This is a genomic window from Holtiella tumoricola (assembly GCF_027857615.1).
GTDB classification, from domain to species: domain Bacteria; phylum Bacillota; class Clostridia; order Lachnospirales; family Cellulosilyticaceae; genus Holtiella; species Holtiella tumoricola.
Map to the genome: position 1 here is coordinate 113,581 of NZ_JAQIFT010000046.1, position 20,450 is coordinate 134,030.

35 protein-coding genes are annotated in these 20,450 nt (G+C 37.2%); all 35 read right to left on the minus strand.

The features are described 5' to 3' along the window. Positions 1–26: 26 nt before the first annotated feature. The 35 genes from PBV87_RS12275 to rpsG all read right to left on the minus strand — a co-directional run bounded on the left by PBV87_RS12275 (position 27) and on the right by rpsG (position 20,305). The gene (locus PBV87_RS12275) at positions 27–551 is read right to left on the minus strand and encodes a bL17 family ribosomal protein (protein WP_053983258.1); all 525 of its coding nucleotides are present in this window, start codon (positions 549–551) and stop codon (positions 27–29) included. Positions 552–575: 24 nt separating this feature from the next. Beyond that, complete coding sequence (locus PBV87_RS12280) at positions 576–1,535, minus strand: DNA-directed RNA polymerase subunit alpha (protein ID WP_053983257.1); 960 nt, start codon at positions 1,533–1,535, stop codon at positions 576–578. Positions 1,536–1,586: 51 nt separating this feature from the next. Beyond that, complete coding sequence (gene rpsD / locus PBV87_RS12285) at positions 1,587–2,213, minus strand: 30S ribosomal protein S4 (protein ID WP_271012491.1); 627 nt, start codon at positions 2,211–2,213, stop codon at positions 1,587–1,589. Positions 2,214–2,231: 18 nt separating this feature from the next. Continuing rightward, a complete protein-coding gene (gene rpsK, locus PBV87_RS12290; RefSeq protein WP_271012492.1) occupies positions 2,232–2,639 on the minus strand; it encodes a 30S ribosomal protein S11 in 408 nt (135 codons plus the stop codon). A gap of 24 nt (positions 2,640–2,663) precedes the next feature. Beyond that, the gene (gene rpsM / locus PBV87_RS12295; protein WP_053983254.1) at positions 2,664–3,032 is read right to left on the minus strand and encodes a 30S ribosomal protein S13; all 369 of its coding nucleotides are present in this window, start codon (positions 3,030–3,032) and stop codon (positions 2,664–2,666) included. Between the two features lie 135 nt (positions 3,033–3,167). Then, the gene (rpmJ, locus tag PBV87_RS12300; RefSeq protein WP_053983253.1) at positions 3,168–3,281 is read right to left on the minus strand and encodes a 50S ribosomal protein L36; all 114 of its coding nucleotides are present in this window, start codon (positions 3,279–3,281) and stop codon (positions 3,168–3,170) included. 26 nt (positions 3,282–3,307) lie between these two features. Then, a complete protein-coding gene (gene infA, locus PBV87_RS12305) occupies positions 3,308–3,526 on the minus strand; it encodes a translation initiation factor IF-1 (protein WP_053983252.1) in 219 nt (72 codons plus the stop codon). Positions 3,527–3,540: 14 nt separating this feature from the next. Then, on the minus strand, positions 3,541–3,813 hold the full coding sequence (locus tag PBV87_RS12310; RefSeq protein ID WP_053983251.1) for a KOW domain-containing RNA-binding protein: 273 nt from the start codon (positions 3,811–3,813) through the stop codon (positions 3,541–3,543). After that, positions 3,813–4,583 carry a type I methionyl aminopeptidase gene (map, locus tag PBV87_RS12315; RefSeq protein WP_053983250.1) on the minus strand — a complete coding sequence of 257 codons (771 nt, stop codon included), beginning with the start codon at positions 4,581–4,583 and terminating at the stop codon, positions 3,813–3,815. Before map ends, PBV87_RS12310 begins: the two co-directional genes overlap by 1 nt. Before the next feature lies 1 nt (position 4,584). Further along, positions 4,585–5,232: an adenylate kinase gene (locus tag PBV87_RS12320; protein ID WP_271012493.1), complete on the minus strand. Its 648-nt coding sequence runs from the start codon at positions 5,230–5,232 to the stop codon at positions 4,585–4,587. A gap of 24 nt (positions 5,233–5,256) precedes the next feature. Further along, the gene (gene secY, locus PBV87_RS12325) at positions 5,257–6,513 is read right to left on the minus strand and encodes a preprotein translocase subunit SecY (protein ID WP_271012494.1); all 1,257 of its coding nucleotides are present in this window, start codon (positions 6,511–6,513) and stop codon (positions 5,257–5,259) included. Then, entirely contained in the window at positions 6,514–6,954 is a 441-nt protein-coding gene (gene rplO, locus PBV87_RS12330) for a 50S ribosomal protein L15 (RefSeq protein ID WP_053983247.1), read from the minus strand. It lies immediately after the preceding gene. 29 nt (positions 6,955–6,983) lie between these two features. Next, positions 6,984–7,169, minus strand: a complete 186-nt coding sequence (rpmD, locus tag PBV87_RS12335) for a 50S ribosomal protein L30 (protein WP_053983246.1) — start codon at positions 7,167–7,169, stop codon at positions 6,984–6,986. 12 nt (positions 7,170–7,181) lie between these two features. Beyond that, positions 7,182–7,694 (minus strand): 30S ribosomal protein S5, encoded by a 513-nt coding sequence (rpsE, locus tag PBV87_RS12340; protein WP_053983245.1) that lies wholly within the window; start codon positions 7,692–7,694, stop codon positions 7,182–7,184. A 17-nt stretch (positions 7,695–7,711) separates the two neighbouring features. Next, complete coding sequence (gene rplR / locus PBV87_RS12345) at positions 7,712–8,074, minus strand: 50S ribosomal protein L18 (protein ID WP_053983244.1); 363 nt, start codon at positions 8,072–8,074, stop codon at positions 7,712–7,714. Positions 8,075–8,093: 19 nt separating this feature from the next. Further along, complete coding sequence (gene rplF / locus PBV87_RS12350; protein WP_053983243.1) at positions 8,094–8,636, minus strand: 50S ribosomal protein L6; 543 nt, start codon at positions 8,634–8,636, stop codon at positions 8,094–8,096. A 30-nt stretch (positions 8,637–8,666) separates the two neighbouring features. Further along, entirely contained in the window at positions 8,667–9,068 is a 402-nt protein-coding gene (rpsH, locus tag PBV87_RS12355) for a 30S ribosomal protein S8 (RefSeq protein WP_053983242.1), read from the minus strand. 23 nt (positions 9,069–9,091) lie between these two features. Beyond that, entirely contained in the window at positions 9,092–9,277 is a 186-nt protein-coding gene (locus PBV87_RS12360; protein ID WP_053983241.1) for a type Z 30S ribosomal protein S14, read from the minus strand. A 12-nt stretch (positions 9,278–9,289) separates the two neighbouring features. Continuing rightward, on the minus strand, positions 9,290–9,829 hold the full coding sequence (gene rplE / locus PBV87_RS12365) for a 50S ribosomal protein L5 (RefSeq protein WP_271012495.1): 540 nt from the start codon (positions 9,827–9,829) through the stop codon (positions 9,290–9,292). 24 nt (positions 9,830–9,853) lie between these two features. Further along, complete coding sequence (gene rplX, locus PBV87_RS12370) at positions 9,854–10,165, minus strand: 50S ribosomal protein L24 (protein WP_053983239.1); 312 nt, start codon at positions 10,163–10,165, stop codon at positions 9,854–9,856. Between the two features lie 13 nt (positions 10,166–10,178). Then, positions 10,179–10,547, minus strand: coding sequence for a 50S ribosomal protein L14 (gene rplN / locus PBV87_RS12375; protein WP_053983238.1), 369 nt, complete (start codon positions 10,545–10,547; stop codon positions 10,179–10,181). Between the two features lie 31 nt (positions 10,548–10,578). After that, on the minus strand, positions 10,579–10,836 hold the full coding sequence (gene rpsQ / locus PBV87_RS12380; RefSeq protein WP_053983237.1) for a 30S ribosomal protein S17: 258 nt from the start codon (positions 10,834–10,836) through the stop codon (positions 10,579–10,581). An 18-nt stretch (positions 10,837–10,854) separates the two neighbouring features. Then, positions 10,855–11,058 carry a 50S ribosomal protein L29 gene (gene rpmC, locus PBV87_RS12385; protein ID WP_053983236.1) on the minus strand — a complete coding sequence of 68 codons (204 nt, stop codon included), beginning with the start codon at positions 11,056–11,058 and terminating at the stop codon, positions 10,855–10,857. Next, positions 11,048–11,488 (minus strand): 50S ribosomal protein L16, encoded by a 441-nt coding sequence (rplP, locus tag PBV87_RS12390; RefSeq protein WP_053983235.1) that lies wholly within the window; start codon positions 11,486–11,488, stop codon positions 11,048–11,050. Before rplP ends, rpmC begins: the two co-directional genes overlap by 11 nt. Then, the gene (gene rpsC, locus PBV87_RS12395) at positions 11,488–12,147 is read right to left on the minus strand and encodes a 30S ribosomal protein S3 (protein WP_053983234.1); all 660 of its coding nucleotides are present in this window, start codon (positions 12,145–12,147) and stop codon (positions 11,488–11,490) included. Before rpsC ends, rplP begins: the two co-directional genes overlap by 1 nt. Positions 12,148–12,158: 11 nt before the next feature. Beyond that, entirely contained in the window at positions 12,159–12,545 is a 387-nt protein-coding gene (gene rplV, locus PBV87_RS12400) for a 50S ribosomal protein L22 (RefSeq protein ID WP_053983233.1), read from the minus strand. A gap of 27 nt (positions 12,546–12,572) precedes the next feature. Continuing rightward, the gene (gene rpsS / locus PBV87_RS12405; protein WP_053983232.1) at positions 12,573–12,857 is read right to left on the minus strand and encodes a 30S ribosomal protein S19; all 285 of its coding nucleotides are present in this window, start codon (positions 12,855–12,857) and stop codon (positions 12,573–12,575) included. Positions 12,858–12,886: 29 nt separating this feature from the next. Then, entirely contained in the window at positions 12,887–13,717 is an 831-nt protein-coding gene (rplB, locus tag PBV87_RS12410; protein WP_053983231.1) for a 50S ribosomal protein L2, read from the minus strand. A gap of 65 nt (positions 13,718–13,782) precedes the next feature. Continuing rightward, positions 13,783–14,082 carry a 50S ribosomal protein L23 gene (rplW, locus tag PBV87_RS12415; protein ID WP_053983230.1) on the minus strand — a complete coding sequence of 100 codons (300 nt, stop codon included), beginning with the start codon at positions 14,080–14,082 and terminating at the stop codon, positions 13,783–13,785. After that, positions 14,082–14,729 (minus strand): 50S ribosomal protein L4, encoded by a 648-nt coding sequence (rplD, locus tag PBV87_RS12420; RefSeq protein WP_053983229.1) that lies wholly within the window; start codon positions 14,727–14,729, stop codon positions 14,082–14,084. The genes rplW and rplD overlap by 1 nt, the downstream gene beginning before the upstream one ends. 26 nt (positions 14,730–14,755) lie before the next feature. Next, entirely contained in the window at positions 14,756–15,385 is a 630-nt protein-coding gene (rplC, locus tag PBV87_RS12425; protein ID WP_053983228.1) for a 50S ribosomal protein L3, read from the minus strand. Positions 15,386–15,471: 86 nt separating this feature from the next. Then, positions 15,472–15,780 carry a 30S ribosomal protein S10 gene (gene rpsJ / locus PBV87_RS12430; protein WP_053983227.1) on the minus strand — a complete coding sequence of 103 codons (309 nt, stop codon included), beginning with the start codon at positions 15,778–15,780 and terminating at the stop codon, positions 15,472–15,474. A gap of 642 nt (positions 15,781–16,422) precedes the next feature. Further along, positions 16,423–17,616, minus strand: a complete 1,194-nt coding sequence (tuf, locus tag PBV87_RS12435; RefSeq protein ID WP_053983226.1) for an elongation factor Tu — start codon at positions 17,614–17,616, stop codon at positions 16,423–16,425. A gap of 106 nt (positions 17,617–17,722) precedes the next feature. Continuing rightward, positions 17,723–19,807, minus strand: coding sequence for an elongation factor G (gene fusA, locus PBV87_RS12440; RefSeq protein ID WP_053983225.1), 2,085 nt, complete (start codon positions 19,805–19,807; stop codon positions 17,723–17,725). 27 nt (positions 19,808–19,834) lie between these two features. Continuing rightward, on the minus strand, positions 19,835–20,305 hold the full coding sequence (gene rpsG / locus PBV87_RS12445) for a 30S ribosomal protein S7 (RefSeq protein ID WP_053983224.1): 471 nt from the start codon (positions 20,303–20,305) through the stop codon (positions 19,835–19,837). Positions 20,306–20,450 lie beyond the last annotated feature (145 nt).

Below are 20,450 nucleotides of genomic sequence, written 5' to 3' on the forward strand. Positions count from 1 at the left end.
AAGAGCAAATTCTTAATCCCTGGACATTAAACTAATTCAATGATAACTTCTTCAGCACCGTCACCTTTACGTGGTCCGATTTTGATGATTCTTGTGTAACCACCATTACGATCTGCGTATTTTGGAGCGATTTCGCTGAATAATTTATCTGTTAAATCAACAGTTTTAGCTTGTCTTCTTTTGTTTACATTAACTTCTGTTACAGGATATAATACCTTTAACATTTGTCTTCTCGCATGTAAACGAGTAGAGCTATCTTTTTTGATTGTTTTTTCTACTTCTTCAAATACTGTTACTTTTTTACCGTCTACGACTTCTTTAACACGTTTACCGTTAACGTCTTTTTTAGGCACTTTTGCAGTAACTTTTACTTCTTCATAGTTGTCTTTTTCACGAACAGCCATAGCGATTAAGCCTTCTGCAATCTTACGAATCTCTTTAGCTTTTGCTGTAGTAGTTTTAATCTTACCATGGTATAAGAGATTTGTTACTTGATTACGAAGTAATGCTTTACGTCCAGCTGCATCACGACCAAGTTTTCTTTGAGCCATGCCGTAACCTCCTTTAGTTTGTCACTAATCTTCGCTTGGTTTTAAAGCAAATCCAAGCTCTTCAAGTTTTTGGAACACTTCTTCAAGTGATTTGCGTCCTAAATTACGAACTTTCATCATTTCATCTTCTGTTTTGTTTGTAAGGTCTTCAACAGTGTTGATACCTGCACGTTTTAAACAGTTGAATGAACGAACTGAAAGATCAAGCTCTTCGATAGTCATCTCAAGAGTTTTTTCTTTAGAATCGTCTTCTTTAGTAACCATGATTTCAGCATTACGTGCATTTTCACTTAAGTCTATGAAAAGATTTAAATGTTCACTTAATACTTTAGCAGCTAAACTAACTGCTTCATCTGGTTTTAAAGTACCATTAGTCCATACTTGTAATGTAAGTTTATCATAGTCAGTTTGTTGACCAACACGAGTATCTTCAACAGTAAAGTTGATACGTTCTACTGGTGTGTAACTTGCATCTACAGGGATAACACCAATTGGTAAATCAGTCTTTTTAAGTTTGTTTGTACCAATGTACCCACGTCCACGAGTTACAGTGAGTTCAATGTATAAACGACTGTTTGCATCGCCACTTAATGTAGCAATATGATGTTCTGGGTTAAGGATTTCGATTTCTGCAGGACATTTAATATCCCCAGCAGTTACTACACCTTCACCTGTAGCCTCAATGTAAATTACTTTTGGCTCCATATTATCACTAATATCTTTGATCGCAAGACCTTTGATATTTAATATGATTTCAAGGACATCTTCTTTAACACCTGGAATACTACTAAATTCATGTAGTACACCTTCGATTTTTACGCTGCTTACTGCAGAACCTGGAAGAGAAGAAGAAAGGATTCTACGTAATCCATTCCCGAGAGTTGTCCCGTATCCTCTTTCTAGTGGTTCTACAACGAAACAGCCGTATCTACCGTCAGGTGACATTTCTTTAATTTCAATTTGTGGTTTTTCAAATTCCAACACCCGATAAACCCTCCTTTAATATTAAAATAGTCTTTCGAGGGTGACGAACTATTACTTAGAGTAAAGCTCAACGATAAGTGTTTCTTGGATATCTGTATCGATTTGATCTCTTGCTGGAACTGCTTTAACAGTACCTTTAAGAGCTTCGATATCAGCTTCTAACCATTCTGGTACAATACGAGAACCTGTTACTTCAGTAATTTGTTTGAAGCGTTCGAAGCTTTTTGCATCTTCTTTAACTTCAATTACATCACCAATTTTAACTTGGTATGATGGAATGTTAACTCTTTTACCGTTAACTGTAACAAGGTTATGACGAACAACTTGTCTAGCTTCTGTACGAGAACGTCCAAGACCTAAGCGGTAAGCTACGTTGTCTAAACGAAGTTCAAGATTACGAAGTAAGTTTTCACCTGTGATGCCTGGTTGTGCATCTGATTTTTCAAAGTATGTTCTGAATTGACCTTCAAGAACACCATAGATTCTTTTAGCTTTTTGTTTTTCACGTAATTGTAAGCCGTACTCAGATAATTTTGTTTTTTGTTGACCATGTTGACCTGGTGCATATGGTCTTCTCTCAATAGCACAAGCTGCTGTGTAGCATCTTTCGCCTTTAAGGAATAATTTTTTACCTTCACGACGACATTGTTTACATTTAGCTCCAATATATCTAGCCATTTCTATTTACACCTCCTATTACACTCTTCTACGTTTTGGTGGACGACATCCATTATGTGGTACAGGAGTTACATCTTTAATTAATGTTACTTCTAAACCAGCTGCTTGAAGCGCACGAATAGCTGCTTCTCTACCGGATCCTGGACCTTTTACCATTACTTCAACTGATTTTAAACCGTGTTCCATTGCTGCTTTAGCTGCTGTTTCAGCCGCCATTTGAGCTGCGTATGGAGTTGATTTTCTAGAACCTCTGAAACCAAGGCCACCAGCACTTGCCCATGAAAGAGCGTTGCCGTTTGTATCAGTTAATGTAACCATTGTATTATTAAAAGTAGATTGGATATGAGCCATACCGCGTTCTACATGTTTTCTGTCACGACGTCTACGAGTTGTTCCCTTTTTTGCCACTTTTTTTGCTGCTGCCATGAGACCTTAACCTCCTTTATTTAACTATTTTTTCTTGTTAGCTACTGTTTTCTTAGGACCTTTACGTGTACGAGCATTCGTTTTAGTTTTTTGTCCTCTTACTGGAAGGCCACGTCTATGACGAATTCCTCTATAGCATCCGATTTCCATTAATCGTTTAATGTTAAGAGCGATTTCACGACGAAGGTCACCTTCAACCATTTGAGTTTTATCAATGATGTCACGAAGTTTATTTACTTCTTCATCAGTTAAATCCTTAATTCTTGTATCGAAATTGATACCAGCTTCTGTAAGGATTCTACGAGAACTTGGACGACCTATACCATAGATATAAGTAAGACCAACTTCAACACGCTTATTTTTTGGTAAGTCTACACCTGCAATACGTGCCATATAGATTTGCACCTCCTATTGATTGATATATATATAATACAGCATTTACCATGAATGCCGCAGCCGCTTAAAGTTAACTCACAAGGTAATATTATATATTAACTTGCGACATAAATCAATGCATTTCGTAAAGCATTAACCTTGTCTTTGTTTGTGTTTTGGATTTTCACAGATAACGCAAACACGGCCTTTTCTTTTGATTACTTTACATTTTTCACATATCTTTTTAACAGATGGGCGTACTTTCATTTTCTGCTCTCCTTTCCGTTTACCATTTATTTAGAACGCCAAATAATTCGTCCCTTGGTTAAATCATATGGAGAAAGTTCCACAGTTACTTTATCACCCGGTAATACACGGATAAAATTCATACGAAGTTTTCCAGAGATATGAGCAAGTACTTTGTGACCGCCTTCAATCTCAACTTGGAACATCGCATTTGGTAACTTTTCTATCACTGTTCCCTCTACTTCAAAAACATCACCTTTTGCCAAGTTACAAACCTCCTCTATATAGAAGTCTTTACCAGATAAGCTTTAATACCTTTGCGGATATGAGCATCTGATACGTTTTCTTCGATTATATTTTGTTTGAGATCTTGAATCACTTCAAGAGTCCCTTGAATATGTTTATACTTTTTACGCTTTGGAGATGCTAATTTTCTTAGATCTCCATCTGCAAGGTAAGCATATTCTTCTTCTAAACTAATAACTATAAATGCATGACCTTTATCTCTGCCACATTTTGAAAATACCACTTGACCTACTTCAAAGTCTCTCATTATTTATCACCCTCGTCTTCTGATCTGAGTGTCAAAATAAGTGGTTCATCATCTGTAATTACAATAGTATTCTCATAGTGAGCTGATGGTAATCCATCTCTAGTTACAAAAGTCCAGTCATCATCTAAGCATTGTACTTGGTATGTTCCCATGTTAATCATAGGCTCAATAGCAAGTGCCATGCCTTTTTCAAGCTTTACACCACGACCTGGTGCCTTATAGTTAGGCACTTGAGGATCTTCATGTAATTCTTCACCAATACCATGGCCAACCAAGTCTCTTACTACACCGTATCCAAAGGATTCAGCATAGTCTTGAATAGCTTTAGATATCTGTCCTAAATGATTGCCAGCTTTTGCGTATTTTAGTCCTTCAAAGAAACACTGCTTTGTAACTTCAATTAGTTTCAAAACATCAGGTGATACATCTCCGACTGGATAAGTTCTTGCGGCATCAGAATGATACCCTTTATAGTATACCCCAAGGTCGACACTTACTATGTCACCTTGTTTGAGTTTTCTTGGCCCTGGAATACCATGTACAACTTCTTCATTAATAGATATACACGCTGAGGCTGGGTAGCCACAGTATCCTTTAAAGGAAGGTATAGCATGCTTACTTGTAATAAACTTATAAGCTACCTGGTCTAATTCTTTTGTCGTTACACCTGGTCTAATATGCTTAGCCACCAATTCATGTGCCTCAATAAGTATCTGAGCTGATTCTTGCATTAACTTAATTTCATCGTCGGATTTAATGGGAATTGGCATTTTAGTTCACTCCTAATGCTTTCTTTACCCTTGCACGCACTTCATCTACAGTTCCTACTCCATCAATAACAAGCACTTTATCTTGTTGTTGATAGTGATCGATAAGAGGTTTAGTTTGTGCATGATAAACTTCTAATCTTTTCTTAACTGTCTCTTCTTTATCATCTTCTCTTTGAATCAGATGAGTAGAACATTCATTACAAATACCTGGTACTGTTTCTACTTTGAATAGTTTATGATATGAAGCGCCGCAGCTAGGACAAACAGTTCTACCAGCCATACGTTCGATAATAACTTCGTCTGGTACTTCTACATCGAGTACAGAGTCAATTGGTTTACCGATTTCTTTTAGCATTGCATCCAATGCCTTTGCTTGTGGTATAGTTCTTGGAAAACCATCCAAGATCATGCCATTTTCACAATCTTTTTGAACTATACGATCTTTGACAAGTTCTAATACGAGCTCATCAGGTACCAACTTACCTTCATCCATGTACTTTTTAGCTTCTTGACCTAACTCAGTATTCTTTGAGATATGCTCTCTAAAAATATTTCCTGTTGAGATCGTTGGAATATTGTATAGTTTCATAAGCATTTCTGCTTGTGTGCCTTTACCTGCTCCAGGTGCACCTAATAATATTAATCTCATTACGGCAACCCCCAATTTTAATTCTTATAGAAATCCTTTATAATGGCGCATTAGCATTTGTGATTCTAATTGTTTAACTGTTTCAAGTGCAACACCTACTACGATAAGAAGTGAAGTTCCACCAAATTGTACTGGCATCTTGAAGATAGCTCCCAGTACTAATGGTGAAAGTGCTAATATCGCAAGGAAGATAGCTCCCATTAAAGTAATGTGTGTTGCTGTCTTTGAAAGGTAGTCTGATGTTGGTTTACCTGGACGAATACCAGGAATAAAACCGCCACCTTTTTTAAGGTTTGCTGCTATTTCTACTGGATTAAATGCAATTGTAGAATAGAAGAAAGCAAATGCAAAGATTAATACTACATAGAGTACTGCACCAAATGGATGAGACCATCTGAGCCACTGTATTGCTGTTTGCCAAAATTCACTTGGTGTTTTAACAAATAAATTTGTTATTGTCTCAGGGAATTGAATAAGTGACATTGCAAAGATAACAGGAAGTACACCTGCAAGGTTTACTTTGATAGGTATATTTTGTGATTGACCACCATATACTTTTCTACCTGCTACACGTTTTGCATATTGTACAGAGATTCTTCTTTCACCTAGTGACATAAGCACTGTGAATCCAATCATAATTACAAATAATAAAACTAGAATAGCAACTTTAACATAATTATCATATGCTAGTAGGCTTATAGCTCCTTGTGGAAGTCTAGAAACGATGTTAATAAAGATAATTAGGGAAATACCGTTTCCGATACCCTTTTCTGTAATTTGCTCTCCTATCCACATTACTAACATAGAACCAGCAATAAATGAAATGAATGCAAGAGCAAATACTAGTAAGTTTTTCTCAACCAAAACATTGGATTGATATAACATATAAGTTGTTCCACCAGCTTGCATGATAGCAAGAACTAATGTTACATATCTAGTATACTTGTTGATCTTTTTACGACCGTCTTCGCCTTCTTTTGATAGCTCTTCTAATCTAGTAATAGCGATAGTTAAAAGTTGAATAATAATAGATGCTGTAATGTAAGGCCCTACACCAAAGGCAAAGAGTGCCATTTGGCTAAAGGCTCCTCCTGTAATAGCATTCATAAGCCCTAACATACCGTTAGAGTTTTGACCTAATACTTGTTCAACAGCAATTGGATCAATGCCTGGGACTGGAACATGAGCTCCAAGTCTAACTAAGGCAAACATCCATAGGGTAAAAATTATCTTTTTTCGCAGTTCTGGTACTCTCCATGCATTTTTAAGAGTTTTAAACACCTACATCACCTCTGCTTTTCCACCCACAGCTTCAATTTTTTCTACAGCACCAGCACTAAACGCGTTAGCTTGTACTGTAAGTTTTTTAGTAAGGTCACCTTTAGCAAGGATCTTAATACCATCTCTAGTATTTTTTACGATACCTGCTTGAACCATAGCGTCGATTGTTACAACCGCACCATCTTCGAAACGGTTAAGCATATCTACGTTGATTGCTACGATATCTTTGCTGTTACGGCATGTGAAACCACGTTTTGGTAAACGTCTGTAAAGAGGCATTTGACCCCCTTCAAATCCTGGTCTAACTCCGCCACCGCTTCTTGCTTTTTGTCCTTTATGTCCTTTACCGGCTGTTTTACCGTTACCTGAACCATGTCCTCTACCTGTACGGAAAGAGTCTTTTTTTGAACCTTCTGCTGGTCTTAATGAGCTTAAATTCATTCTTTGCACCTCCTTTGCTAAATCAGTAATTATTCGTTGATTTCTTCAACTTTTACTAAGTGTCTTACTTGTGCAATCATACCACGGATAGCATCATTATCTTGGTGGATGTTTGTACTATTCATTTTTCTTAATCCGAGCGCTTCGATAGTTTTTTTATGCTTTGGAATTGCCCCGATTGTGGATTTTACTAAAGTTACTTTTAAATTAGCCACTGACTATTCCTCCTATCCTAGAAGCTCTTCTACAGTTTTTCCACGAAGTTTTGCAACTTCTGCTGGAGTTTTAAGTCCTGCAAGACCTTCGATTGTAGCGTGAACTACGTTTTTCTTGTTGTTTGAACCTAAAGATTTAGTTCTGATGTTACGGATACCTGCAAGTTCAAGTACAGCACGAGCTGGACCACCTGCGATAACTCCAGTACCTTCTTTAGCTGGTTTAAGAAGAACGTGTGCACTACCGAATGTACCTACGAATTCATGGTAGATACTATCAGCATCATTTCTTTCAATAAAGATAAGGTTTTTCTTAGCATCTTCAATTCCTTTTCTGATTGCATCTGGAATTTCCATAGCTTTACCTAAACCTACACCAACGTGTCCGTTTCCATCTCCTACTACTACTAAAGCAGAGAAACGGAATGTACGACCACCTTTAACTACTTTTGTTACACGTTTAATAGTAACAACTTTTTCTTTTAATTCCAAAGCATTTGGATTAATATTAAGTCTTTTAGCCATCTGTGTTCCCTCCTTTACTAGAATTGTAACCCAGCTTCACGAGCTGCGTCAGCTAATGCTTTTACTCTACCATGGTATAAGAAACCACCACGGTCAAATACTACTTCTTCAATACCGTTAGCAAGTGCTTTTTTAGCAATTGCTGTACCAACAGCTGCTGCTGCTTCAACATTTGATCCAACTTTAATGTTAAGATCTTTTTCAACTGTAGAAGCTGATACTAATGTTACAGCTTTTACATCATCAATAATTTGAGCGTAGATGTGTTTTTCACTTCTGAATACGGCAAGTCTAGGTCTTTGAGCTGTACCTTCGATCTTGTTACGAAGTCTTCTATGTTTTTGAACACGAACTTTACTACGTGATTGTTTACTGATCATTTAATTCACCCCTTTGCGATTATTTTTTACCTGTTTTACCTACTTTACGTCTGATTACTTCATCAACGTACTTAATACCTTTACCTTTGTATGGCTCTGGTGGACGTTTTGAACGGATATCAGCAGCAAATTGGCCAACTTGTTCTTTATTGATACCTGCAACAGTGATTTTGTTATTACCTTCCATTGTTGTTGTGATACCTTCTGGATCTTCCATTTCTACTGGGTGAGAGTATCCTAATGAAAGAATTAATTTTGTTCCTTGTTTTTGTGCTCTGTAACCAACACCATTAATTTCTAACACTTTAGTGTAACCATTAGATACACCTTCGATCATGTTAGCAATAAGTGTTCTAGTTAAACCATGAAGAGCTTTATTTCTTTTTAAATCATTTGGTCTAGTAACAACCACTTGATTTTCTTCGATCGCAATGTTCATTGCACTGTCAAATGATTTTGTTAATGTTCCTTTAGGACCTTTAACTTCTACAACGTTAGCTTCGCTAACTGTAATAGTTACGCCTGCTGGAATCACAACTGGTAATCTACCAATACGTGACATGCTCGCACCTCCTTAAACTTTTGCTGTTTATTACCAAATAAATGCTATAACTTCTCCACCAACATTAAGTTTTCTAGCTTCTTTATCAGCTATAACACCTTTGTTAGTTGAAATAATTGCTGTACCAAGTCCACCTAAAACTTTTGGTAAGTTTTCTGAGTCAGCGTATACACGAAGACCTGGTTTAGAGATTCTTTTGATCCCTGAAATAACTTTTTCGTTTTTATCTTTACCGTATTTAAGAGTTATACGGATAGTTTCTTTAACACCATCAGCTGTTACATCATAAGCTTTGATGTATCCTTCATTTAATAAGATCTCAGCAATCGCTTTTTTCATTTTAGAAGATGGAACTTCTACTGTATCGTGTTTAGCCACGTTAGCGTTTCTGATTCTTGTTAACATATCTGCAATTGGATCGCTCATCATCATAATTCGTTACCTCCTTTCTGGTATTACCAGCTTGCTTTTTTAACGCCTGGAATTTGACCTTTATATGCTAATTCTCTAAAGCAAATACGACAAATACCATATTTTCTAATGTACGCATGTGGACGTCCACAAATGCGACATCTGCTGTATTCTTGAGTTGAAAATTTAGCAGGTCTAGCTTGCTTAACTTTCATAGATGTTTTTGCCATGTGATACCCTCCTTATTTTTGGAATGGCATTCCGAATTGTCTTAACAGTTCACGAGATTCTTCATCTGTTTTAGCTGTTGTAACAATAATAACGTCCATACCACGAACTTTATCGATTTTATCATACTCGATTTCTGGGAAAATAATTTGTTCTTTAATACCTAATGAATAGTTACCACGACCATCGAAAGCTGTAGCACTAACACCACGGAAGTCACGTACACGTGGAAGTGCTAAGTTAACTAAACGATCAAGGAATTCATACATTTTTTCGCCACGAAGAGTTACTTTACATCCGATTGGCATACCTTCACGAAGTTTGAAAGCAGCAACTGATTTTTTAGCTCTTGTAGTAACAGCTTTTTGACCAGAAATTTTTTCCATATCGCCAATAGCATTTTCTAATACTTTAGCATTGTCTTTCGCTTCACCAACACCCATGTTGATTACGATTTTTTCGATTTTTGGAGCTTGAAGTTTGTTTTTGTATCCAAACTTTTCTACCATTGCATCGATGATTTGTTCATTGTACATATCTTTTAATCTACTCATAGTTTAACGTCCTCCTTTCGCCAATTAGTCAATTACAGAACGACCGTTTTTAGTAATTGCTACACGAACTTTTTTGTCATCTTTGATTTCTACGCCTAAACGAGCTGGAGCTCCGTTTAAAGAGTACATAACGTTTGAAATGTGAATTGGGAATTCTTTTTCAATACGTCCACCTTGACCCATTGCGTTAGGTTTTTGATGTTTGAAACCTTGGTTAACACCGTCAACTAATACACGTCCATTTTTACGATCGATGAAAGTGATATTGCCTTCTTTACCTTTATCTTTACCAGCAATAACGATTACTCTATCGCCTTTTTTTAACTTAGTTTTCATGTCTTACACCTCCTTATAGAACTTCTGGAGCAAGTGATAAGATTTTTGTAAATTTCTTATCTCTTAATTCTCTCGCAACTGGTCCAAAGATACGAGTTCCTCTTGGGTTTTTATCTTCTTTGATGATAACAGCAGCGTTTTCATCAAATCTAATGTAAGATCCATCTGGTCTTCTGATTTCTTTTACAGTACGTACTACTACAGCCTTAACAACATCACCTTTTTTAACAACGCCACCTGGTGTTGCATCTTTAACTGTAGCAACAATAATATCGCCAACACCTGCATATCTTCTTGTAGAGCCACCTAATACGCGGATACAAAGAATTTCCTTAGCTCCTGTATTGTCTGCTACTCTTAATCTACTTTCTTGTTGGATCATGAGAAGTGCCCTCCTTTCAAGATTACTAAACTTATTTTACTTTTTCTACGATTTCAACAAGTCTAAAACGCTTTGACTTGGATAATGGTCTTGTTTCCATTACTCTTACACGGTCACCGATTTCACATTCATTGTTTTCATCATGTGCATGAAGTTTGTATGTTTTTTTGATGATTTTTCCGTAAAGAGGATGTTTTACATTATTAACTACGGCAACAGTAATAGTTTTGTCCATTTTGTTGCTAACTACGTTACCTACAAATGTTTTACGTAAATTTCTTTCTGCCACGATTTCTCCTCCTCTCTATTACACTGCTTGTTTTTGTGTAATAATAGTTTGAATACGCGCAATGTTTTTTCTAACATCTTTAATTCTTGCTGTATTATCTAATTGGTTGGTAGCGTTTTGGAATCTTAAGTTGAAAAGTTCTTTTTTCGCATTCACCAATTCGATATTTAATTCTTCAGCTGATTTTGCTCTTAAATCTTCTAAGAATGCTTTAGTTTTCACTACCATCACCTGCCATTTCTTGTTCAGCACGAGATACGATCTTACATTTCATTGGTAATTTGTGAATTGCAAGTCTTAACGCTTCTCTTGCTACTTCTTCTGCTACTCCTGATAATTCGAACATAACACGTCCTGGTTTTACTACTGCTACCCAGTATTCTGTTGAACCTTTACCAGAACCCATGCGTGTTTCAGCTGGTTTAGCTGTTACTGGTTTATCTGGGAAGATTTTGATCCATACTTTACCACCACGTTTGATATGACGAGTCATAGCGATACGAGCAGATTCGATTTGGTTAGATCTAACCCAACCTGGTTCCATTGCAACGATACCGAATTCACCATAAGTGATTTTATTTCCACGGGTAGCTTGGCCTTTCATACGTCCACGGAACTGTTTACGACGTTTTACTCTTTTAGGCATTAACATTAGTTATCGCTCCCTTCCTTTTTAACTTTTTGAGGAAGTACTTCTCCTTTGTACATCCATACTTTAACACCGATTTTACCGTATGTTGTATCTGCTTCAGCAAATCCATACTCGATATCAGCTCTTAATGTTTGAAGTGGAATAGTACCTTCTGAATATTGTTCTGTACGTGCCATTTCAGCACCACCTAAACGACCTGCACATGCAACTTTGATACCTTTAGCACCGAATTTTTGAGCTTTACCGATTGCTTGTTTCATAGCACGACGGAAAGATACACGGTTTTCTAATTGTAATGCAATGTTTTCTGCTGTTAATTGAGCAGATGTTTCTGGTCTTTTAACTTCAACAATGTTGATAGAAACTTTTGATGTTGTAAGTTTTTCTACTTCTTTACGAAGTGCATCAATTGATGCTCCACCTTTACCGATTACGATACCAGGTTTTGATGTATGAACATGAATTCTTACACGTTTTGACATTCTTTCGATATCGATTTTATCGATGCCAGCACTGTAAAGTTTCTTTTTGATATATTTTCTAATTTTATCATCTTCTACTAGGTAGTTAGCAAAGTCTGCTTTATCTGCGTACCATTTAGCACTCCAGTCTTTGATAACTCCTACTCTTAATCCATGAGGATTTACTTTTTGACCCATACCGAACCTCCTTATCTCTCATTTACTACCACAGTAATGTGGCTTGTTTGTTTTAGGATGCTGTAAGCACGACCTTGAGCACGAGGACGGATTCTCTTAAGAGTTGGTCCTTGAGTTGCGTATGCTTCTTCAACAAATAGTTTGCTTACGTCCATACCATTGTTATGTTCTGCGTTAGCAATAGCTGATTTTAATACTTTTTCGATAACATCAGCAGCGTATCTTGGTGTGTAAGCTAAGATAGCAAGTGCTGTTTGTACATCTTTACCTTTGATTTGATCAAGTACAATTTTCGCTTTTGTGCTAGATACACGTACGAAAGTTACTTTTGCGCTTGGTCTGTTATCATTATTTTGATTTCTTTCTCTTTTTATCTGGGTTCTATGTCCTTTTGCCATCGTAAGACCTCCTTCCGATATTATTTATTAGCGAACTCTTGATTTTTTCTCAGCGTCTTTACCGTGTCCACGGTAAGTTCTTGTTAATGCGAATTCACCAAGTTTGTGTCCTACCATATCTTCTGTAATGAATACAGGAACATGTTTTCTACCATCATGAAGGGCGATTGTATGTCCTACCATTTGAGGGAAGATTGTTGAACGACGTGACCAAGATTTGATTACTTTTTTATCATCAACAGCATTCATTGCTTCGATTTTATTAAGTAAGCGTTGGTCTGCGAATGGTCCTTTTTTAACTGAACGAGCCATTTAAGATGCCTCCTTTCAAAAACTTAAATTTATTTGTTACGTGAACGTACAATATATTTATTTGAGTGTTTGTTTTTCTTTCTTGTTTTGTATCCAAGAGCAGGTTTACCCCAAGGAGTACATGGATTTGGACGTCCAATTGGAGATCTACCTTCCCCACCACCATGAGGGTGATCGTTAGGGTTCATTACAGAACCACGAACTGTTGGGCGGATACCCATGTGACGTTTACGTCCAGCTTTACCAATTGTGATAAGTTCGTGATCAATGTTACCAACTTGTCCAATTGTAGCTTTACAATCGATTGGTAATAAACGCATTTCTCCTGATGGAAGTTTAACTGTTGCGTATTTACCTTCTTTAGCCATAAGTTGAGCTGACATACCAGCAGAACGAACTAATTGTCCACCTTTGCCTGGTTTCATTTCGATATTATGGATTGTTTGACCTACTGGAATATCTCTCATTCTAAGAGTGTTACCAATGCGGATTTCTGCTGTTTCACCACTCATTACTGTTTGACCTACTTGTAAACCAAGAGGAGCTAAGATATAGCGTTTTTCACCATCTGCATAGCTAAGTAATGCAATGTTTGCTGTTCTGTTTGGATCGTATTCTACACCTACTACTGTAGCTGGAACACCATCTTTATTACGTTTAAAGTCGATTACTCTGTATTTTACTTTGTAACCGCCGCCACGATGACGAACAGTGATTTTACCTTGATTATTTCTACCTGAATTTTTCTTTAATGTTACAATTAAAGATTTCTCAGGAGTTGTTTTTGTGATTTCTTCGAAAGTTGAAGAAGTCATATGTCTTCTTGAAGGGGTATATGGTCTATACTTTTTGATACCCATTACTGTTCACTCCTTTCAATCGTTTAAGTTACACATAGCCGTGTGTTTCATCTTTTACTATTTAACTACATTCCTTGGAAAAAGTCAATGTCTTTACTTGCTTCTGTAAGTTTTACGATTGCTTTTTTGTATTTGTTAGTTTTACCAACTGATCTTCCACGACGTTTTGTTTTGCCATCGTAGTTCATTGTGTTTACTTTGTCAACTTTAACGCCGTCGAACATTTTTTCTACTGCATCTTTAACTTGAGATTTTGTAGCAGTTGGGTGTACTAGGAATGTATATTTCTTTTCTGCCATATCGTTCATACTTTTTTCAGTAACGACTGGTTTTAAAATGACGTCATAGAATTTTAAATCTGCCATTATGCGTACACCTCCTCAATTTTAGCTAATGCTTCTTTTGTTACTACAACTGTATCGTATTTTAAGATGTCGTATACGTTAATGTTGTTTACGTTTGCAGTTTTAATACCTTGGATATTACGTGCTGCTAACATAACGTTTTTACTATTATCTGCAGCTCTACCTTCAGATACTTTATCTTCAGTTACGATTAAAGCTTTTTTAAGTTCTAACGCTGTTAAAACGTTAACCATTGCTTTAGTCTTAGCTTCAGCTAATGCTAATTCATCTAATACGATAAATTTATTTTCTTGAACTCTTGTTGTAAGAGCTGATTTAAGAGCAAGTAATTTTTCTGTTCTGTTCATTTTGAATGAGTAATCACGTGGTTTTGGAGCGAATACTACCCCACCACCTGTCCATTGTGGTGAACGAATAGAACCTTGTCTAGCTCTACCTGTACCTTTTTGTTTCCATGGTTTTCTACCACCGCCACGTACTTCAGCACGTGTTTTAGCACTTTGAGTACCTTGTCTTCTATTAGCAAGGTAAGCTAATACAGCAGTGTGTACTAAATTTTCTTTTACATCTACAGCAAAGATTGAATCTACTAATTCAACTTCACCAACTTGTTGTCCGTTCATATTTAAAACAGATACGTTTGCCATCTTTGTTCCTCCTTTCTCAAGCAGCCTTATGCTTTAACGCTGTCTTTGATTGTAATGATTGTTCCTTTTGAACCTGGAACAGCTCCTTTTACAAGGATTAAGTTTTTCTCAGCATCTACTCTTACAACTTCAAGATTTTGAACTGTAATTTGAATACTACCCATGTGTGATGGAAGGCCTTTACCTTTCATAACGCGTCCTGGGCTAGTAGCAGCTCCCATTGAACCTGCAACTCTATGAGATTTAGAACCGTGACCCATTGGTCCACGACTTTGACCGTATTTTTTGATTGCTCCTTGGTAACCTTTACCTTTAGAGATACCAACTACGTCTACTTTATCACCAGCAACGAATGCGTCAGCTTTAATTTCAGCGCCTACTTCGTAAGCAGAAATATCTTCTAAACGGAATTCTTTTAAGTGTTTCTTAGCAGTAACACCAGCTTTTGCAAAGTGACCTTTTTGTGGTTTAATAAGTTGTTTTTCTTTGGCATCTACGAAACCTACTTGAATCGCTTCATAACCATCGTTATCAACTGTTTTCTTTTGAACAACTGTACATGGACCAGCTTCTAATACTGTTACTGGGATTAACATGTTATCAGCGTTGAAAATTTGAGTCATACCAATTTTTTTAGCTAAAATTGCTTTTTTCATCCTTTACACCTCCTAATATCTACAGCGGATTATCACTTTGGATAATCATACTAGACGATTAATAACCGTCCTTAAGTGTTTTCTTACTATCTAGCGTCAACTTTGATATCAACACCAGCTGGTAAGTCAAGACGCATTAATGCATCACCAGTTTTTGGTGTAGCTTCAACGTCAATTAATCTCTTATGAGTTCTCATTTCGAACTGCTCTCTAGAGTCTTTGTACTTGTGTACTGCACGTAAGATTGTTACTACTTCCTTTTTAGTTGGAAGTGGGATTGGTCCACTTACTGTTGCTCCAGTTTTTTTCGCAATATCAACGATTTGCGCTGCAGTTTGATCGATTAATTTGTGATCATAAGCTTTTAATGTGATACGGATTTTTGGGCTTGCCATAAAAAAAGTCCCCTCCTTTTCGTACTTTATTTGAAGCAGCACGACTAGTGGAAACTGTACACTCATCCAGGTGTTTCATAAGCTCAACTTACACAGAGATAACCCCTATGCACTTTCGCTTTACAAAACCTATATAAATGATACAGTGACTTGTCGTCTGGTTTCATGAACCGGACATTCGCTCCTCAGAAATTTGCTTATTTTATAAGCGGTAACCTTCTGAATCATCGTTCTCAATGTCACAACATCTTGATTATACATGATATTACATGTTATTACAAGGTTTTTTTTACTTTTTTCACCGATAATTTTTTCCAACTTCTTTGGTAGAATGTTTAACTCGATGTACTCTCTATTATATACGTTATTTAGGATTTTTAAAGTGAAAGATTTTGGTAATTACCATTCCTATAATTCATTATAATAGGAAGAAACTCGAACTCACTCTTTTAATTCTACCCCTTTCCCCTAAATATATACAATATAATGGCAGATCTCATATACTTATACTAACCTTTTTGAGATATCCCACAATATACTTAATTTCGCCAGTAATGAAAGGTTACATTTTATTTGTTACATTAAAATAGGCATAAAAAAAGCACATCCCTAAGGATGTGCTTTTTATAAACAAGGTTTAAATTATTCGATGATTGATGCAACAGCACCTGAACCAACTGTACGGCCACCTTCACGGATAGCGAAACGTAAACCTTGAGCCATAGCGATTGGGTGAATTAACTCGATAGTCATTTCAATGTTATCGCCAGGCATACACATTTCTGTACCTTCTGGTAATTGGATTACACCAGTTACGTCAGTTGTACGGAAATAGAATTGTGGTCTGTAGTTTGAGAAGAATGGTTTATGACGGCCACCTTCTTCTTTTTTAAGAACGTATACTTGAGCTTTGAATTTTTTATGAGGTGTGATTGAACCTGGTTTACAAAGTACTTGTCCACGTTCGATTTCTGTTCTTTGGATACCACGAAGAAGTGCACCGATGTTATCACCAGCTTCAGCTTGGTCAAGAAGTTTACGGAACATCTCAACTCCTGTACAAACAACTTTACGAGTTTCTTCATGAATACCTACTAATTCAACTTCATCTTGAACTTTAAGAACACCTGATTCTACTCTACCTGTAGCAACTGTACCACGACCTGTGATTGAGAATACGTCTTCTACTGGCATAAGGAATGGTTTGTCAACGTCACGTTCTGGAGTTGGGATGTATTCGTCAACGATTTCGAATAACTCAACAATTTTATCTCCCCATGGACCCATTGGATCGTTAAGAGCTTGAAGAGCTGAACCACGGATGATTGGTGTATCATCGCCTGGGAATTCATATTCGCTTAATAATTCACGAATTTCCATTTCAACTAATTCTAATAACTCATCATCATCTACCATATCACATTTGTTTAAGAAAACAACGATATATGGTACACCAACTTGGCGTGATAATAAGATATGTTCACGTGTTTGAGCCATAGGACCATCTGTTGCAGCACATACAAGGATTGTACCATCCATTTGAGCAGCACCAGTGATCATGTTTTTAACGTAGTCAGCATGTCCTGGACAGTCAACGTGTGCGTAGTGACGAGCTGGTGTTTCGTATTCAACGTGAGCAGTTGAAATTGTGATACCACGTTCTCTTTCTTCTGGAGCTTTATCGATGTTCGCGAAGTCTACAGCTTCACCGAAACCGTATCTTTCATGAAGAGTTTTTGTAATTGCAGCTGTTAAAGTAGTTTTACCATGGTCAACGTGTCCGATTGTACCGATGTTAACGTGTGGCTTACTTCTTTCGAATTTAGCTTTAGCCATTTTGAATTTCCTCCTTTTATTTGGCTGAGTTTTACTCAGATTAATTTCATTATATTTAATTTCCAGCCACTTTGCAAGTAGCTGGAAAAGTAAATCTATCTAAAAATTAAGCTTTTTTGTCCGCAATAACTTTATCTTGGATATTTTTTGGACATTGTTCATAGTGATGGAATTCCATTGAGTAGTTACCACGACCTTGAGTTCTTGAACGAAGGTCTGTAGCGTAACCAAACATCTCTGAAAGTGGAACGTATGCTCTAATTTCTTGAGCACCATTTCTAGCTTCCATCCCTTCCATACGACCACGACGTGAGTTAACGTTACCGATAACATCACCCATGTAATCATCTGGAACTGTGATGATAACTTTCATGATTGGTTCAAGAAGGATACCACCAGCTTTTTTCATAGCATCTTTAACTGCAAGAGAACCTGCAACTTTGAACGCCATTTCTGATGAATCGACATCATGGTATGAACCATCGTAACACTCAGCTTTAACACCAACTAATTGGTAACCAGCAAGTGGTCCGCTTGAAAGTGCTTCTTGAATTCCTTTGTCAACAGCTGGAATGTATTCTTTTGGAATAGATCCACCAGTAACAGAGTTAACGAATTCATAAGTGTGTTCAGAGTTAGGATCAAGTCTTGTGAAGCGAACTTTACAGTGACCGTATTGTCCACTACCACCTGACTGACGTACGAATTTAGAATCGATGTCAACGTCACCACCAAGTGTTTCTCTGTAAGAAACTTGAGGAGCACCAACGTTAGCTTCTACTTTGAATTCACGAAGTAGACGGTCAACGATGATCTCAAGGTGAAGTTCACCCATACCTGCGATGATTGTTTGTCCTGTGTCTGTATCTGTGTAAGTCTTGAATGTTGGATCTTCCTCTGCAAGTTTTGAAAGAGCAATACCCATTTTTTCTTGACCAGCTTTTGTTTTTGGTTCAATAGCAACAGAGATAACTGGCTCTGGGAATACCATTGACTCAAGGATAACTGGGTGATTTTCATCACAAAGTGTATCCCCTGTTGTAGTTCCTCTAAGACCTACAGCAGCTGCGATATCTCCAGAGTATACTTTGTCGATATCTTTACGATCGTTAGCATGCATCTGTACGATACGGCTAATACGTTCTTTTTTACCTTTTGTTGAGTTGTATACGTATGAACCTGATTCAAGTGTACCTGAGTAAACACGGAAGAATGCAAGTTTACCTACGAATGGGTCAGTCATAATCTTGAATGCAAGAGCAGCAAATGGTTCTTCATCAGATGAATGTTTCTCCATTTCTTCTCCTGTATCAGGATCAATACCTTTAATAGCTGGGATATCTGTTGGTGCTGGCATGTAAGAAATAACAGCATCAAGTAATCTTTGAACCCCTTTATTTCTGTAAGCTGTACCACAGAATACAGGAATAATTTGAACGTTGATTACAGCGTTACGAAGTGCAGCTTTTAACTCGTCAAGAGAAATTTCTTCTCCATCGAAGTATTTCATCATAAGCTCTTCATCTGTTTCACAGATAGCTTCGATAGCAGCAGCTCTGTACTCTTCAGCTTTATCAGCCATATCAGCTGGAATATCTGTACATTCGATATCTTTACCAAGATCATCTTTGTAGATATAAGCTTTGTTTTCTAATAAGTCGATGATTCCTACGAAATCATCTTCTGCACCGATTGGTAATTGCATTGGTACAGCATTTGCACCAAGACGTTCTCTCATCATGTTTACTGCATTGTAGAAATCAGCTCCCATGATGTCCATTTTGTTAACGAACGCCATACGTGGTACATGATATTTGTCAGCTTGACGCCAAACAGTTTCTGATTGTGGTTCAACCCCACCTTTAGCACAGAATACACCGATAGCAGCATCAAGTACACGAAGTGAACGTTCAACTTCAACTGTGAAGTCTACGTGTCCAGGAGTATCAATGATGTTGATACGGTTGTTATCCCAGAAACAAGTTGTTGCAGCAGATGTGATAGTGATACCACGTTCTTGCTCTTGTTCCATCCAGTCCATAGTAGCGCCACCTTCATGAGTTTCCCCAATCTTGTGATTTCTACCTGTATAGAAAAGGATACGTTCTGTAAGGGTTGTTTTACCAGCGTCGATATGAGCCATGATACCAATATTTCTGGTACGCTCAAGTGGATATTCTCTTCCTGCCAAGGTAATGCCTCCTTAAGGTTATAAAACCTAGAATCTGTAATGAGCAAATGCTTTGTTTGCTTCTGCCATTTTGTGTGTATCTTCTTTTTTCTTAACTGATCCACCAGTGTTGTTAAGTGCATCTAAGATCTCTGCAGCTAACGCTTCTGTTGTAGTTCTTTCTCCACGGTTACGTGTGTAAGTTGTTAACCAACGAAGTCCTAATGTTTGACGTCTTTCTGGACGAACCTCCATAGGTACTTGGTAAGTAGCACCTCCTACACGGCGTGCTTTTACTTCTAATACTGGCATGATGTTTTCTAAAGCTTCTTGGAACACCTCTAAAGCATCTCTACCTGTTTTTTCCGCTACGATGTCGAATGCACCGTATACGATTTTTTGTGCAGTTCCTCTTTTACCGTCAAGCATAATGTTATTAATTAATTTAGTAACAAGCTTGCTATTGTATAATGGATCCGCTAATACGTCTCTTTTTGCAACATGTCCTTTACGTGGCACGGTCTTCCCTCCTTAACTAAATTTATGATAAATCATAGGTACTCGTCCCCTTTATAGGGGGATCGTGCGTGCCCTAATCTCATCTATATTAAACGCTTAGTAAGCAGTTTATATTCATAAGCGGGCACCGATAAGTGCTAAGCAC